Annotated in this window: 12 protein-coding genes, 1 pseudogene and 1 riboswitch; of the genes and pseudogenes, 2 read left to right on the forward strand and 11 right to left on the reverse strand. The window is 68.1% G+C overall.

The genetic code is table 11. The features are described from left to right. Positions 1-46: 46 nt before the first annotated feature. The 3 genes and pseudogenes from M2165_RS06950 to M2165_RS06960 all read right to left on the reverse strand — a co-directional run bounded on the left by M2165_RS06950 (position 47) and on the right by M2165_RS06960 (position 3,931). A pseudogene (locus tag M2165_RS06950) lies at positions 47-1,715 on the reverse strand (AMP-binding protein). A 28-nt stretch (positions 1,716-1,743) separates the two neighbouring features. Next, the gene (locus M2165_RS06955; protein WP_280813945.1) at positions 1,744-2,712 is read right to left on the reverse strand and encodes a tripartite tricarboxylate transporter substrate binding protein; all 969 of its coding nucleotides are present in this window, start codon (positions 2,710-2,712) and stop codon (positions 1,744-1,746) included. 46 nt (positions 2,713-2,758) lie between these two features. After that, entirely contained in the window at positions 2,759-3,931 is a 1,173-nt protein-coding gene (locus M2165_RS06960) for an isovaleryl-CoA dehydrogenase (protein WP_280813946.1), read from the reverse strand. Between the two features lie 134 nt (positions 3,932-4,065). On the opposite strand from M2165_RS06960, the gene M2165_RS06965 reads away from it, so the two are divergent. Further along, positions 4,066-5,091 (forward strand): AraC family transcriptional regulator, encoded by a 1,026-nt coding sequence (locus M2165_RS06965; protein WP_280813947.1) that lies wholly within the window; start codon positions 4,066-4,068, stop codon positions 5,089-5,091. 48 nt (positions 5,092-5,139) lie between these two features. Here M2165_RS06965 and M2165_RS06970 read toward each other — a convergent pair whose 3' ends face one another. The 5 genes from M2165_RS06970 to M2165_RS06990 all read right to left on the reverse strand — a co-directional run bounded on the left by M2165_RS06970 (position 5,140) and on the right by M2165_RS06990 (position 10,383). Continuing rightward, on the reverse strand, positions 5,140-6,480 hold the full coding sequence (locus M2165_RS06970) for a HEPN domain-containing protein (protein WP_280813948.1): 1,341 nt from the start codon (positions 6,478-6,480) through the stop codon (positions 5,140-5,142). 197 nt (positions 6,481-6,677) lie between these two features. Then, the gene (locus M2165_RS06975; protein WP_280813949.1) at positions 6,678-6,995 is read right to left on the reverse strand and encodes a thioredoxin family protein; all 318 of its coding nucleotides are present in this window, start codon (positions 6,993-6,995) and stop codon (positions 6,678-6,680) included. Between the two features lie 86 nt (positions 6,996-7,081). Continuing rightward, positions 7,082-7,774 (reverse strand): HAD family phosphatase, encoded by a 693-nt coding sequence (locus M2165_RS06980; RefSeq protein WP_280813950.1) that lies wholly within the window; start codon positions 7,772-7,774, stop codon positions 7,082-7,084. Positions 7,775-7,848: 74 nt separating this feature from the next. Further along, positions 7,849-9,732, reverse strand: coding sequence for a phosphomethylpyrimidine synthase ThiC (thiC, locus tag M2165_RS06985; protein ID WP_280813951.1), 1,884 nt, complete (start codon positions 9,730-9,732; stop codon positions 7,849-7,851). A gap of 86 nt (positions 9,733-9,818) precedes the next feature. Next, a riboswitch (TPP riboswitch) is annotated at positions 9,819-9,924 on the reverse strand. A gap of 27 nt (positions 9,925-9,951) precedes the next feature. Then, positions 9,952-10,383 carry a YchJ family metal-binding protein gene (locus tag M2165_RS06990; RefSeq protein WP_280813952.1) on the reverse strand — a complete coding sequence of 144 codons (432 nt, stop codon included), beginning with the start codon at positions 10,381-10,383 and terminating at the stop codon, positions 9,952-9,954. A gap of 111 nt (positions 10,384-10,494) precedes the next feature. Between M2165_RS06990 and M2165_RS06995 the strand changes: the two genes are divergently transcribed. After that, a complete protein-coding gene (locus M2165_RS06995) occupies positions 10,495-11,265 on the forward strand; it encodes a helix-turn-helix transcriptional regulator (RefSeq protein WP_280813953.1) in 771 nt (256 codons plus the stop codon). A gap of 21 nt (positions 11,266-11,286) precedes the next feature. Here M2165_RS06995 and iaaH read toward each other — a convergent pair whose 3' ends face one another. The 3 genes from iaaH to M2165_RS07010 all read right to left on the reverse strand — a co-directional run bounded on the left by iaaH (position 11,287) and on the right by M2165_RS07010 (position 14,865). Beyond that, entirely contained in the window at positions 11,287-12,804 is a 1,518-nt protein-coding gene (gene iaaH, locus M2165_RS07000) for an indoleacetamide hydrolase (protein WP_280813954.1), read from the reverse strand. Between the two features lie 97 nt (positions 12,805-12,901). Continuing rightward, entirely contained in the window at positions 12,902-13,738 is an 837-nt protein-coding gene (locus tag M2165_RS07005) for a metallophosphoesterase (RefSeq protein ID WP_280813955.1), read from the reverse strand. Further along, the gene (locus M2165_RS07010; protein ID WP_280813956.1) at positions 13,735-14,865 is read right to left on the reverse strand and encodes an acyl-CoA dehydrogenase family protein; all 1,131 of its coding nucleotides are present in this window, start codon (positions 14,863-14,865) and stop codon (positions 13,735-13,737) included. The genes M2165_RS07005 and M2165_RS07010 overlap by 4 nt, the downstream gene beginning before the upstream one ends. Positions 14,866-14,959: the final 94 nt, after the last annotated feature.

Below are 14,959 nucleotides of genomic sequence, written 5' to 3' on the forward strand. Positions count from 1 at the left end.
ACTTCTGCGTAACTTTTGACTTCCTTCTGCGTTCGGATGTCCGTATTCATGCAGTGCGCGCCTCGTCCAGCCCGAGCTGCGCCTTCATCTCCTCGCGGATCTTGAACTTCTGGATCTTGCCGGTCACGGTCATCGGGAAAGCCTCGACGAAGCGGATGTACTTCGGCACCTTGTAGTGCGCGATCTGGCCCTTGCAGAAATCGCGCACCTCGGCCTCCTCGAGCATCTGGCCGGGCTTGGGGATGATCCAGGCGCAGAGCTCCTCGCCGTACTTCGCGTCGGGCAGGCCGACCACCTGCACGTCCTGCACCTTGGGATGGCGGTAGAGGAACTCCTCGATCTCGCGCGGATAGATGTTCTCGCCGCCGCGGATCACCATGTCCTTGATGCGGCCGACGATGTTGACGTAGCCCTCGGCGTCCATGGTGGCGAGGTCGCCGGTGTGCATCCAGCGCTCGGCGTCGATGGCTTCGCGGGTGCGCGCCTCGTCGTCCCAGTAGCCGTGCATCACGAGGTAGCCGCGCGTGCAGAGCTCGCCCGACTGCCCGGGTGCCACGATGGCGCCGGTCTCGGGATCGACGATCTTCACTTCCACGTGCGGCTGCACCGTGCCCACGGTCGAGACGCGGCGGTCGAGCGGCGTGTCGGTGCTGCTCTGGCAGCTCACGGGGCTGGTCTCGGTCATGCCGTAGGCGATGGTGATCTCGCTGAGGTGCATCTCGTTCACGACGCGCTTCATCACCTCGATCGGGCACGGCGAGCCGGCCATGATGCCGGTGCGCAGCGTGGAAAGGTCGAACTCCTTGAAGCGCGGATGGTCGAGCTCGGCGATGAACATGGTCGGCACGCCGTGCAGCCCGGTGCACTTCTCGGCCTGCACGGTCTCGAGCACCGTGAGCGGATCGAAGCCGTCGTTCGGATACACGATCGCCGCGCCGTGCGTGAGGCAGGCCAGGTTGCCGAGCACCATGCCGAAGCAGTGGTAGAGCGGCACCGGGATGCACAGCCGGTCGGCCGGCGTGAGCTTCATGCATTCGCCGATGAAGAAGCCGTTGTTGAGGATGTTCCGGTGCGTGAGCGTCGCGCCCTTGGGGAAAGCCCGTGGTGCCGCTGGTGAACTGGATGTTGATCGGGTCGGTGGCCTTCAGGGTCTTCTGCACCGCCGGCACCTTCGGGTCGGCCGCATCGCCGCCGGCCAGCAGTTCGCTGAAGCGGCGCATGCCGGGCACCTCGGCGCCTTCGCCGGCCTTGTCGATCCAGAAGGTGTGGAGCAGCTGCGGCAGCCGCTTCGGGCCGAGTTCCTGCAGCATGCCGAGGTAGTCGCTGGTCTTGAAGCGCGCCATCGTCACCAGCGCCTTGCAGCCGACCTTGTTGAGCGCGTACTCGAGCTCCGCGGTGCGGTAGGCGGGGTTGATGTTGACCAGGATCAGGCCCGCCTTCGCGGTCGCGATCTGCATCAGCACCCAGGCGACGTTGTTGTGCGACCAGATGCCCACGCGGTCGCCGGGTTCGAGGCCGAGCTTCAGCAGCGCGCTCGCGAGGCGGTTCGATTCGGCCTGCAGTTCGCGGTAGCTGAAGCGCAGGCCCTCGTGGCGGCTCACGAGCGCCTCGCGGTCCGGCTGCCGCTCGACCATGTCGTCGAAGAAGTCGCCGATGGTCTGCTCGATCAGCGGGACGCGGGTATCACCCTGGGCAAAACTCAATGGTTGGGGCATGGCGCCTGTCTCCTGCTGAGGTTGGAAATCAATCCACCGTTGCGCCGGTGTCCTTCACCACGCGCGCCCACTTGACCAGGTCGGCGCGCACCAGCGCGCTCAACTGCGCCGAGGTGCCCTTGAAGGGCTCGCAGCCCACGGCGGCAAGCCTGTCCGCCACCTCCTTCTGGTCCAGCGCGCGGGCCACCTCGGTCTGCAACTGCGCCACGATGGGCGCGGGCGTCCCCGCGGGCGCAAACAGCGCGTACCACGGCGCTTCGCCAAAGCCCTTGAGTGTTTCACCGATGGTCGGCACATCAGGCAAGGCGGCCACGCGTTTGGCGTTCACCACCCCCAGCACCTTGAGCTTGCCTCCTTTGATGAAGCCCATGACCGAAGGCAGGCTTTGCACCGACAAGGGCACCTGCCCGCTCACCACGTCGGTCGCCGCTGCCGCCGAGCCCTTGTAGGGCACGTGCTGGAGCTGGATGCCTGCCTGCTTTTGCAGCATTTCACCGATCAGGTGGTTGAGTGTGCCGTTGCCCGCCGAGGCGATGGCGTAGGGGTCGGACCGGGCCTTGGCCTGGGCGATCAGCTCCGCCACGTTGTTGGCGGGAAAGGACGGGTTGGCGACCAGCACATAGCCCGCCGTGGCGACGGGTGCGACCGGCTCGAAGTCCTTGACCGCGTCGAAGCCGGGGTTCTTGTAGAGCGCGGGACCGACCACATGGGCGCTGTCCGCCGTGAGCAGCAGCGTGTAGCCGTCACGCCTGGCGCGCGCCAGCGCCGCCGTGGCCAGCGTGCCGCCCGCGCCGGGACGGTTGTCCACGAGCACGCTCTGGCCCATTTGCTCCGACAGGCGCTGCGCCACGACGCGCGCGATGGCATCGTTTGCGCCGCCGGCGGCCTGGGGAACGATGAGGGTGATGGGTCTGGACGGGTATTTGTCCTGGGCGAAAGCGGCCGTGCACAACGCGGCGGCCACGGCCAGCGCGGCATGGCGGCGAGTCAAGGTCATGGGTTGTTGTCTCCTCGTTGTCATTCGAAAGCCCCGCTGTCCAGATTCAGGCCGTCTCTGCGAACAGCTCGCGACCGATGAGCATGCGGCGGATCTCGCTCGTGCCCGCGCCGATCTCGTAGAGCTTGGCATCGCGCCACAGCCGCTCGACCGGGAACTCCTTGGTGTAGCCCACGCCGCCGAGCGCCTGGATCGCCTCGCCGGCCATCCAGGTCGCCTTCTCGGCCGAGTACAGGATCGCGCCGGCCGCGTCCTTGCGGAAGGTGCGCGCATGGTCGTTGCGGTCGCAGGCCTTGCCCACCGCGTACACGTAGGCGCGCGTGGCCTGCCAGGTCGAGTACATGTCGGCGATCTTGCCCTGCATGAGCTGGAACTCGCCGATGCTCTGGCCGAACTGCTTGCGCTCGTGGACGAAGGGCAGCACCACGTCCATGCAGGCGGCCATGATGCCCAGCGGGCCGCCCGAGAGCACCGCGCGTTCGTAGTCGAGGCCGCTCATCAGCACCTTGGCGCCGTTGCCCTCGCCGCCGAGCACGTTCTCCTCGGGCACTTCGCAGTTGTCGAAGAACAGCGGATAGGTGTTGGAGCCGCGCATGCCGAGCTTGTCGAGCTTGGTGCCGGCCGAGAAGCCCTTGAAGCCCTTCTCGACGATGAAGGCCGTCATGCCGCGCGCGCCCATCTCGGGCTCGGTCTTGGCGTAGATCACCAGCGTGTCGGCGTCCCCGCCGTTGGTGATCCACATCTTGCCGCCGTTGAGCACGTAGTAGCCGTTCTTCTTCTCGGCCTTGAGCTTCATGCTCACCACGTCGGAGCCGGCGTTGGGTTCGCTCATCGCGAGCGCGCCCACGTGCTCGCCGCTCACGAGCTTGGGCAGGTATTTCTTCTTCTGCGCCTCGCTGCCGTTGCGGTGGATCTGGTTCACGCACAGGTTCGAGTGCGCGCCGTACGAGAGGCCCACCGAGGCCGAGGCGCGCGAGACTTCCTCCATCGCCACGATGTGCGCGAGGTAGCCGAGCTCGGTGCCGCCGTATTCCTCCTTCACCGTCATGCCGTGCAGGCCGAGGTCGCCGAGCTTCTTCCACAGGTCGTGCGGGAACAGGTTCTCGCGGTCGATCTCGGCCGCGCGCGGCGCGATCTCGTTGGCGGCGAAGTCGGCGACGGCGTCGCGCAGCGAATCGATGGTCTCGCCCAGGTCGAAATTCAGGCCGGGGGTGCTCATGAGCATGTCTCCTCTCTGTGGGGAAGCGCGCGGCAGCCCAGCCCGCCGCGCGCGAAAGCCGCAGCTTACGCCCGGCAGGCCCGCATTTGGCGCCACAATGGTTGCAAATCGCGCCACACCCTTTTGCCCTCGCCATGGCCCCGCCCACCCTGCCCAAGCCCCCGCGCGCCGCCACGCCGATGGCCTTCGTCCGAGCCATCGTGCGGGCCTACGAACACTACGGCGTCAGCCCCGCCGCCGCCCTCGCCCAGGCACAGATCGCGCCGCGCGACATCGACCGCGCCGACGCCCGCGTCACCGCCGCCCAGTTCGAGGCGCTCAATGCCCACGCCATGCAGGAACTCGATGACGAGGCCCTGGGCTGGTTCTCGCGCCGGCTGCCCTGGGGCAGCTACGGCATGCTGTGCCGCGCCTCCCTCACCGCGCCCGACCTCGGGGTGGCCATCAAGCGGTGGTGCCGGCACCACCGGCTGCTGACCGACGACATCGTGCTGCACCTCGGCGTGGCCGACGGCGTCGCCACCATCTCCATCGAGGAGCGCCGCGCCCTCGGCGACTTCCGCGAGTTCTGCCTGGTGTCGATCCTGCGCTTCCTGCACGGCTACGCCAGCTGGGCCATCGACTCGCGCGTCTCGCTGCGCGAGGCCGCCTTCCCCTTCGATGCGCCGGCGCATGCGGACGCCTACCCGCTGATGTTCGGCGGCGCCCTGCGCTTCGGCGCGCGACAGGCCGGCTACAGCTTCGACGAGCGCTACCTCGCACTGCCGCTGCAGCGCGACGAGCGCGCCCTGCGCGCCATGCTCAAGCGCGCCCTGCCGCTCACCGTGCTGCAGTACCGGCGCGACCGCCTGCTGGGCCAGCGCGTGCGCGAACTGCTGCGCACCCGCCCCGCCGAGACCGGCAGCGCCGAGGGCGTGGCCATCCTGCTGAACATGTCGAGCCGCACCCTGCACCGCCAACTGCGCGACGAGGGACTGAGCCTGCAGGCGCTCAAGGACGAAGTGCGGCACGCGCAGGCGGTGGAGCGGCTGAGGCGCACCACGCAGCCGATCAAGCAGATTGCGCTGGAGGTGGGGTTTCGCAATGAGAAGAGCTTCGTGCGGGCGTTCCGGCAGTGGACGGGGGTGGCGCCGGGAGTATTTCGGAGGGTGCAGAGATGAGCGCAGGGCCTACTTTCATTTCCACATCGACCGGGTCGCGGCCATACCTTAGAACGTCCTCAGGTCGCGCTTAATCTCCACCGGGTTCAGTCGGCCAAGCACAACTGGGGGCAGGTCAAGTACCAGAGAGAGCTCCTTTCGAATGAGCTCTTGCAGCATCTTCTGGGCTGCGTGCACGACTTGTAAATCAGAGGGTGGCAACCGATGTCTTCGTGCGTGCACAAGATCGCCTCTCTTTGCAAAGATAGCTCGAAGTCGTTCTCGTAGCTCACTGCGATTCTCAGCACTGGTCCCCATCAGATATGCGAATCGCTCTGAGAGGCGTGCAGTTATCCCTAGCTCGTACGACCCAGAATTGCTGTCCCCAAGAATAGCTTCGATGCCAATGCAGCTTTGTACTAGCGACAACGTCTGATTGGTTGTCACTAGCGAATCGATCAACCACTCCATGCCTGCTGCAATCCGAAGAGCATGGTCGTCTGAATGCAGCAGAGAGAGAAAGCGAACAATAGGATGGAGGTCGAGTGCCAGGTTGCGATGCTCCGAAGACGCGACTTCTCTTCCATCTGAATAGTTAAAGGTTACGCCGCGAAGAAAGTTTTCGAAATCCCGTGACATCTTTTCTGGCCTCCGCTCCTCTCCGTGGACTGCGTGAACCGCGATATGTGCGATGGTTCGAGGCCCGGAGTTCTGGTCCCTGCCACGGAAAATTTCCCGCCGCTCTAGCAAACCGATCTCCAGTCCATAGAAAACGAGAATCTTCACGGACGTAAGCGCACGTGGAAGCAATGCAGGCTCATCTCCATAGAGAAGATCCGGGAGTGCACCGGACTCGGCTATGCGCAAGTAAACGGAGTCTTGCTCCAACAGAAACGAGCTGATAGGGCGGAGCGCTTCGCGCGCCTCATCGACTGTAATGGCGCCCTCCAGTAGGTTCCCTGAACCGAAAGGAAAACTCGGGCGAACTATTTCCTTGATTTCTTTGAGAGGCGAACTTGTTCTGATCAGAGCGACTTGGTCGGAGAGAACAAGAATCTCCTCGTCAAGATAGCTGGGATCTAAGCCTGGGAGTTCTACATAGACAAAGTAGTCTCTCGGATAGGATTCGATCTCTGCCAGCAAATGCCGCTCGAGCGCGCTGTACATCAAGGCCGGATCCCCGAGAACTCGTGCGCTCGCGGTGTGAGCGACCTTGAGCCGAGCTTCTTCGACCAATTCCTTGACGTCGTCGATCGACCATATGTCTCTCCACGGTTGGTCTTGAAGAAGAACCTCACAGAAGCGATCGGTTGCAGTGTCGAGCACTTCGACCTCCGCGCCTGGCATTATTTTCCAGGTGCGCAGATAGCTTACGAGGGCCTTCTTCTGCGGGGTAGTTAGCGCAACCATGAGCGACTCCTGAGAGCATCGCGCCCCTCGCCTTCTCCGAATGACGGATATGACACTCTACTCAGATGTGCCGCCTCATCGTCATTGCGCCACCGTACAAGCGAATCGGCAGAACTCCCGCTCCACCAGTTGCGTCAGGATTCCAGGCAGGCATGCGCGCGTCATGGCGGCACGCGGGGCTAGGGACTGCCCGCGGTTCAGGCAATCTGCGCCAGCGCCGCAGCAATCGACGCACTGTCCTCCGGCCGCACCAGCTTCGCCACCTCGCGTCCGTCGCGCATGAACACCAGCGTCGGCCAGAGCTTGACGCCGAAGGAGCGGCCGAGCGGGCGGCCGCTGCCGTCCTCGACCTTGATGCGGGGGATGTTCGGGTACTGGGCGAAGGCCTCTGCGATGTTCGGCTGCGCGGCCTTGCAGATGCCGCACCAGTTGGTGCCGAACTCGACCACGGCGGGGCCCTTGAGGGCATCGATCTCGGCGCGCTCGGGCTGCTCGGTCTTGTATTCGGAAGTCATTGCGCTCTGGCTCCTTTCTTCGACGTTCTGGCATTGGCTGCTGCCATTGCAGCAGAAAGCCCGCGGGCCTGTTCGTGGCAGGGGCTTCAGGCCGGCTGCATGCCGTGGCCCGCGAGCAGCGCGTGCAGTTGGCGCATGTCGCTGAACACCTGCCGGGCGCCGACGCTGCGCAGCGCCTCGGGGCCGCTGTGGCCCGATTCGCCGGTGCTGTAGCCGAACACGGTCGCGCCCGCCGCCACGCCGGCCGTGGCGCCGGTGACGGTGTCTTCCACCACCGCGCAGCGCTTCGGATCGACACCGAGCGCGGCGGCCGCGGCGAGGTAGACGTCGGGATGCGGCTTGGAGCGCGGCATTTCGTGGCCGCTGAAGATGCGGCCTTCGAAGAAGTCGATCAGCCCCGTCTTGGCGAGCTGCAGCTCGACCTTGTGCCGATCCGCGCCCGAGGCGCAGGCAATGCGGCCGTCGAGCGCGCCGTGGATCTTCCGGATCGCCTCGACGGCATGCGGGATGGCCTCGAGGTTGCGTTCGAGCGCTTCGTTGCGGCGCGCCCTGAACGTGCGGAGCCAATCCTCGGTGATGCGGAAGCCGGTCTTCGATTCGATCAGCGCCGCCTCGTCCTTCACGGCCTTGCCGGTGAAGGCGTTCATCGCCTCTTCGGTGCTCAGGCGCCAGCCGAGTTCGCCGAGCATCTCGGCGAGCACGCGGTTGGTGATGGGTTCGGAATCGACGAGGACGCCGTCGCAGTCGAAGAGGACGGCGTCGAAGGGGAATGCGGACATGGGTGCGGTGTTCTGGGACAGGAGGGGAAGCGCCGGGGCCGATGGTAGCAACCGCAGCCTTCCCCTCGCCCGCCTCAGGACACCGCGCGGATCGGGATGTACATCTCCCCGCCGCCCGCCACGAACTCCTGCGACTTCTCCGCCATGCCCGCGGACACGGCCTCGGCCTCGGCCACGCCCTTGGCCGCCGCGTACTCGCGCACCTCCTGCGTGATCTTCATCGAGCAGAACTTCGGGCCGCACATGGAGCAGAAGTGCGCCACCTTGCTCGAGTCCTTCGGCAGCGTCTCGTCGTGGAACTCGCGCGCGGTGTCGGGGTCAAGGCCGAGGTTGAACTGGTCCTGCCAGCGGAACTCGAAGCGCGCCTTGCTCAGCGCATCGTCGCGCGAGCGCGCGCCGGGGTGACCCTTGGCGACGTCGGCCGCGTGCGCGGCGATCTTGTAGGCGATGATGCCCTGCTTGACGTCGTCACGGTCGGGCAGGCCCAGGTGCTCCTTCGGCGTGACGTAGCAGAGCATCGCGGTGCCGGCCCAGCCGATCATCGCGGCGCCGATCGCGCTCGCGATGTGGTCGTAGCCGGGCGCGATGTCGATGGTCAGCGGGCCGAGGGTGTAGAACGGCGCCTCGTGGCAGTGCTTCAGCTGCTCGTCCATGTTCGACTGGATCATGTGCATCGGCACGTGGCCCGGGCCTTCGATCATGGTCTGCACGTCGTGCTTCCACGCGATCTGCGTGAGCTCGCCCAAGGTGCGCAGCTCGGCGAACTGGGCTTCGTCGTTGGCGTCGGCGCCCGAGCCGGGGCGCAGGCCGTCGCCGAGCGAGAAGCTCACGTCGTAGGCCTTCATGATGTCGCAGATGTCCTCGAAGTGCGTGTAGAGGAAGCTCTCCTTGTGGTGCGCGATGCACCACTTGGCCATGATCGAGCCGCCGCGCGAGACGATGCCGGTCATGCGGTTCGCCGTCAGGTGGATGAACGGCAGCCGCAGGCCGGCGTGGATGGTGAAGTAGTCGACGCCCTGCTCGGCCTGCTCGATCAGCGTGTCGCGGTAGATCTCCCAGGTCAGGTCCTCGGCCACGCCGCCGACCTTTTCGAGGGCCTGGTAGATCGGCACGGTGCCGATCGGCACGGGGCTGTTGCGCACGATCCAGTCGCGCGTGGTGTGGATGTTCTTGCCGGTCGAGAGGTCCATCACGTTATCGGCGCCCCAGCGGATGGCCCAGACGAGCTTCTCCACCTCTTCCTCGATGCTCGAGGTCACGGCCGAGTTGCCGATGTTGGCGTTGATCTTGACCTTGAAGTTGCGGCCGATCGCCATCGGCTCGACCTCGGGGTGGTTGATGTTGGCGGGGATGATCGCGCGGCCGCGCGCCACCTCGTCGCGCACGAACTCGGGCGTGATGACGCGCGGAATGCTCGCGCCCATCGGGTTGCCGGCCACGCGCTTCGTGCGCTCCTCGTTGGCGAGGTACTCGGCCATCCACTCGCGCTTGCCGTTCTCGCGCAGCGCCACGTACTCCATCTCGGGCGTGACGATGCCGCGGCGCGCGTAGTGCATCTGCGTGACGTTGGCACCCGCCTTCGCGCGGCGCGGCGTGCGCTGCAGCGCGGAGGCGCCGGCGCGCAGTTCGGCCAGGCGCTGGGCGTCGCGGTCCTCGTTCTTCGCGCCGTCGTCGAGCGCATGGTGCACGCGGCCTTCGTAGCTTTCGGTGTCGCCGCGCTCGGCGATCCAGGCGCCGCGCACATCGGGCAGGCCGCGGCGCACGTCGATCTCGACCTTGGGATCGGTGTACGGGCCCGAGGTGTCGTAGAGCGAGACGGTCTCGCCGTTGGTCAGCTGCACGTCGCGCACCGGCACGAACAGGTCGGGCCGGCTGCCGGGAATGACGCACTTGTGCGAGGCGGGAAAGGGCTCGCGCGTGAGCGAGAGCAGCGAGGTGAATTTATCGGGGGCATTCATGGCGGGGCACTCCTTGTTGAGGGAAAGGGTGCTCCGCAATCGCTCTGTGACTCTGGTGGCCTCGTCGGGACGGATGACGGGGCCGGAGTCGGGAGTGCAGCTCTTCTTACGCCGGTATGACCCGGATCAAGTTCGCGGGTCGGCAGCTTTGCCATCTCAGCACGCCACATGCGTGCACCCCGGAGCGGGGCTGATTGTGCGGGCCCGCGGCCCGGTTCGTCAACCGGGGGTCTGCAGATCGCCGTCGAGGTAGTACCAGCGCCCGTCGGCCTCGCGCACGAAGCGGCTGCGTTCGTGCAGGCGCGTGGCGGCGCCGGTGCTGCTGCGCTGGCGCGCGACGAACTCGACCTCGGCATGGTCGGCATCGAGCACCGAGCGCGAGCGCACGTCGAGCCCCAGCCATTTGACGCCCGGCTCGAACTCGATCGAGGCCGGCCGCTTCGAGGGATGCCAGGTGGCGAGCAGATAGGGCCCGCGCTCGAGCACGAAGGCGGTATAGCGCGAGCGCATCAGCGACTCGGCATCGGGCGCGGGCGCATGCTCGAAGTCTTCGACGTGGCGGCCGCAGCACATCGCGTAGGCGATGGGCTTGTCGCGGCGGTCGGTGCGGCCGCAGGGGCACGGGCCGGAAGTGGGGGCGGTGGCGCTCATGAAGACCGCTATTGGAACATCTTCGCCGCCAGGGGCCCGCGCGGTGCGTGGAACTCCTGTTGGCGCGGCGCTTGCTCGTCGCTAGCCTCCCACCCCAGAGGAGATGATGCGATGTACCTCAAGGCCTCCGAGCAACAGGCGCTGCGCGGCGTGTTCGCGCTGCTCGCCGAAGACTGCGGCGAGCGCGAGATCCGCGAGCGCCTCGGCCGGGCGCTGCTCGACCTGCTGCGCGCCGACCAGTTCGCCTCCTACGTGTGGGACGCCGGGCGCGGCCATTTCGGGCAACGCGTGGCGCTGAACATGGACCCCGCCAACCTCGACCGCTACGGCGAATGGCACCAGCACCACGATCCGATCACCTTCGTGCTGCAGTCGCGGCGCCGCGCCACGCGCGTGACCGAGGTGATGCCGCAGCGCGCGCTGATGCGCACGCCCTTCTTCTGCGACTTTCTCGCGCGCGACGGGCTGCATTGGGGCATGAACCTGCATGCCTTCGACGGCGCGCGCGCATTGGGCGACCTGCGGATCTGGCGCGTCAGGGGCCGCGGCGATTTCGGCGATCACGAGAAGGCGCTGCTGGACCTCGTCGAACCGGCCTTCGCGGGTGCGCTGCGGCGTGCGCAGCATCAACAACAACAGCAGCAGCAGCAAGTCGGCTCGGACTCCCCGGCCGGTGCCGCAGCGGCATGGGCACTGCTGAGCGCGCGCGAGCGCCAGGTGGCCGACGCGGTGCGCGAGGGGCTGACCGACAAGGCGATCGCGCGGCACATGGGCGTGAGCGTGCCCACCGTGCGCACCTACCTGCGCCGCATCTTCGACAAGCTCGGCATCGCACGGCGGTCGGCGCTGGCCGGATGGACGGCCGCGGCGCCGCCGCGCTGACCGCGCGCCGTCGCTGCCGGCCTACTTCGGCGGCGCGAGCCGCCCGAGCACCGCTTCCACCGCGAGCCCCAGCGCGAGCAGCCGGCGATCGCTGCCGGCGGGGCCGTCGAGCTCCAGCCCGATCGGCAGTCCGCTGCTCGTGCCGAGCCCCGAAGGCAGCTGCAGGCCCGGAATGCCCGCATTGCTGCCGGGGTCGGTGTTCTGGATCAGCGCGCCGAAGTTCTCGGGGCTGCTCGATGCGGGCGTGGCCGCCAGCGCTACGCGCGGCACGGTGGGGAACACCAGCGCATCGAGCCTGTGTCTTGCGAAGGTGTCGCGGTAGAGCTTCTGCAGCGCGGGCCGGGCCACGCGCATGGCGTGCTCGTAGGCCGGCCTGGCGTCGGCCACCGCACCGTTCGGCCCCGGCAGCTTGCGCGGCAGCACGAAGGCCTCGAAGGTGCCCTTGACGTCCGGGCTGGCGATGCCGGCCGTCAGTTGGGCGATGTCGATGCCGGTGCGGTATGTCGCGAGGTAGGCCGCCACGTCGTCGTGCGCCTCGTAGAGCGCCACCGGAAAGCCGATGGCGCCGTTGAGTTCCATGAGCCCCGGCATCTCGACGTCGACGAGCGTGGCGCCGGCCGCGCGCAGCCTGGCGAGCGCGGCGTCGGTGGCGGCGCGCGTGTCCGCATCGAGGTTGGCGAGGAACGCGGGCGCCACGCCGAGCCGCACCCGCTTCAGGTTCGCGGACCGGACCGGGGCGCCGCCCGCGATCACGCGGTCGAGCAGCACCAGGTCGGCCACCGACTGCGCCATCGGCCCGGCGGTGTCGCGCGTGTGGGAGATCGGCGCGATGCCCTGCTGCGGATAGCGCCCCACCGTCGGCCGCAGCGCCGCGCAGCCGTTGAACGCGCACGGAATGCGCACCGAGCCGCCGGTGTCGGTGCCCAGCGCGGCCGGCGCCATGCGCGCGCCGAGCGCGGCGCCATTGCCCGACGACGACCCGCCGGCCACCCGGCCCGGGTCGTACGCATTGCGCACGCCCACCTCGGGGCCGCTCTGGAACGCGGGGTTGTAGCCGGTCACGCCGAACGCCAGTTCGTGCATGTTCGTCTTGCCGAGGACGATGGCGCCGACCGCGCGCAGCCTCGCGACCACCGGCGCATCGGCCGCGGGCACGAAGCCCTTGAGCGCCGGCGTGCCGGCGGTGGCGGGCAGGCCCTGCACCTGGATGTTGTCCTTGATCACCACGGGTAGGCCGGCGAGCGGCTTGCAGGCGCCGCCGCGCCGGCGCCATGCGTCGGCGGCGCGCGCGGCCTCGAGCGCGCCGGCCTCGTCGAGCGTGATGAAGGCATTGAGCTTCGCGTTCGACCTGGCCTGCGCAAGGTACGCGGCCACCAGCTGCTCGCTGCCGAGCGTGCCGGCGCAAAGCTGCCGCACCGCCTCCTTGGCGGTCAGCGTGGCGATGTCCGGCGCGGCAGGTTGGGCGTGCGCGGCGGCAAGGCCCGCGGCGCCCGACAGCAGCGCGAGCGCGAAAGGAACGGTCTTCTTCGAAAGGTGCATGGCGGGAACTCCGACGTAGAGGCCGCCATGCTGCGCCGCTGGAGCTCGCCTGTCTGTCGTCGAAACCGACGACACGGGCGGCGGGCGAGCGTCGCGGCTACTGGAACAGCACCCACTCCGGGCGCATGTTGAAACGCACCGGCAGGATGCTCACGCCGAGCCCGCTGGTCACGTACATGCGCCGGCCCTGGTGCGCAATCCAGCCATAGGCCCATTCGCGCGGTGCGCGACCCGGCACCACCAGCGCGCCGAGGCCCGGCAGGCTGATCTGGCCGCCATGCGTGTGCGCGGCGACCACCAGGCCTTTGGTGGGCGGCATCGCGGCGAAGCTGAAGGGGTCGTGCATCATGACCAGCGTCGGTGCGCCGGGCGGAACGCCGGCCAGCGCAAGTTCAGGCCGCGAATGGCCGGTCGAGCCGTCGCCGATCCCGACAACCCAGAGCGCATGGCCCGGCAGGCGTACCGACGCGTTCTCGAGCACGCGGATGCCCTGCGCCGTCAGCGCCCGGGCGATGCGCTCGCCGTCGTGCCACCAGTCATGGTTGCCGAGCACCGCATACACGCCCTGCGGCGCCTTCAGCCGGCCGAGCACGGCGGCCATGTCTTCGATGGCGAAGTCCTCGTCCTCGCCCGAACCGGCAAGGAAGTCGCCCGGCAGCAGCACCACGTCGGGCCGCGCCGCATTGATCTGGTCGACGATGCGCGCGGCGCGCTCCGCACTCGTCACCCGCCACAGCGATTGCGTGCTCAGATGCCAGTCGGCCGCCACCGCGACCTTGAGGCCCGCGGGTGCCTGCCATGACGCCGAGCCCAGCGGCTCGATGCGCGCGGCCACCCAGCGCGGCTCGATGACCACCGTCCACACCACCAGCGCCAGCAGCACCAGCGCTGCGGCGATCCGGCCAACGGGCAGCCCGCGGCGCGTGCCGCTCACGCGAGTGCGCGTTGGATGAGCAGCTTCTGGATGTCCGAGGTGCCTTCGTAGATCTGGCACACCCGCACGTCGCGGTAGATGCGCTCGAGCGGAAAGTCGTTCACGTAGCCGTAGCCGCCGAGGGTCTGGATCGCCGCGCTGCAGACGCGCTCGGCCATCTCGCTCGCGAACAGCTTGGCCATGGCGGCTTCCTTGAGGCAGGGCCGGCCGGCGTCGCGCAGCGCGGCGGCATGCCAGATCAGCTGCCGCGCGGCCTCGAGCTGCGTGGCGCACTCGGCGAGGCGGAAGCCCACGGCCTGCTGGTCGAAGATCGAACCGCCGAAGGCCTGGCGCTCCTTGGCATAGGCGAGCGCGACCTCGAAGGCGCTGCGCGCCATGCCCACGCTCTGCGCGGCGATGCCGATGCGACCGCCCTCGAGCGCGCCGAGCGCGATCTTGTAGCCCTCGCCTTCCTGGCCGATCAGGTTCTCGGCCGGAATGCGGCAGCCGTCGAAGTTGATCTGCGCGGTGTCGCTGCTGTGCTGGCCGAGCTTGTCCTCGAGCCGCGCCACCTGGTAGCCGGGCGTGTCGGTGGGCACGAGGAAGGCGCTCATGCCGCGCTTGCCCGCGCCCTTGTCGGTCACCGCGATCACGATCGCCACCTGGCCGTTCTTGCCGCTGGTGATGAACTGCTTCACGCCGTCGATCACGTAGCCGTCGCCGTCCCTGCGCGCGGTGGTGCGCAGGCTGGAGGCATCGCTGCCGGCCTGCGGCTCGGTGAGGCAGAAGGCGCCGAGCATCTGCCCCTGCGCGAGCGGCTCGAGCCACTGCTTCTTCTGCTGCGCATTGCCGTAGCGCATGAGGATCGCGTTGACCGGGCAGTTGGTCACGCTGATCGCGGTGCTGGTGCCGCCGTCGCCCGCCGCGATCTCTTCGAGCACCAGGGCGAGCGTGAGGTAGTCCAGGCCCGCGCCGCCGTGTTCCTCGGGCACGCAGATGCCGTAGGCGCCGAGCGCCGCGAGGCCCTGGTGGGCCTCCTTGGGAAAGCTGTGCTCGCGGTCCCACTTCGGGGCGTTGGGCCAGAGTTCGGCCTGCGAGAAGTCGCGCACCGCGTCGCGGATGGCTTCCTGGTCGGCGCTGAGCAGCATATCGAAGTTCCTTCAGTGGCCGAGGCGGTCGCCGCCGGGCCGCCCCAAGGCGGACCGCGCCTCCCCCTCGGGGGGTGGAGTTACAGGAGCGAAG

Origin of the sequence: Variovorax sp. TBS-050B (assembly GCF_029893635.1) — a bacterium.
Lineage (GTDB): Bacteria > Pseudomonadota > Gammaproteobacteria > Burkholderiales > Burkholderiaceae_C > Variovorax.

Coding starts and splice junctions, on each gene's coding strand:
- M2165_RS06955 (WP_280813945.1), bottom strand. CDS start 2,712: ATGACCTTGACTCGCCGCCATGCCGCGCTGGCCGTGGCCGCCGCGTTG.
- M2165_RS06960 (WP_280813946.1), bottom strand. CDS start 3,931: ATGAGCACCCCCGGCCTGAATTTCGACCTGGGCGAGACCATCGATTCG.
- M2165_RS06965 (WP_280813947.1), top strand. CDS start 4,066: ATGGCCCCGCCCACCCTGCCCAAGCCCCCGCGCGCCGCCACGCCGATG.
- M2165_RS06970 (WP_280813948.1), bottom strand. CDS start 6,480: ATGGTTGCGCTAACTACCCCGCAGAAGAAGGCCCTCGTAAGCTATCTG.
- M2165_RS06975 (WP_280813949.1), bottom strand. CDS start 6,995: ATGACTTCCGAATACAAGACCGAGCAGCCCGAGCGCGCCGAGATCGAT.
- M2165_RS06980 (WP_280813950.1), bottom strand. CDS start 7,774: ATGTCCGCATTCCCCTTCGACGCCGTCCTCTTCGACTGCGACGGCGTC.
- thiC (WP_280813951.1), bottom strand. CDS start 9,732: ATGAATGCCCCCGATAAATTCACCTCGCTGCTCTCGCTCACGCGCGAG.
- M2165_RS06990 (WP_280813952.1), bottom strand. CDS start 10,383: ATGAGCGCCACCGCCCCCACTTCCGGCCCGTGCCCCTGCGGCCGCACC.
- M2165_RS06995 (WP_280813953.1), top strand. CDS start 10,495: ATGTACCTCAAGGCCTCCGAGCAACAGGCGCTGCGCGGCGTGTTCGCG.
- iaaH (WP_280813954.1), bottom strand. CDS start 12,804: ATGCACCTTTCGAAGAAGACCGTTCCTTTCGCGCTCGCGCTGCTGTCG.
- M2165_RS07010 (WP_280813956.1), bottom strand. CDS start 14,865: ATGCTGCTCAGCGCCGACCAGGAAGCCATCCGCGACGCGGTGCGCGAC.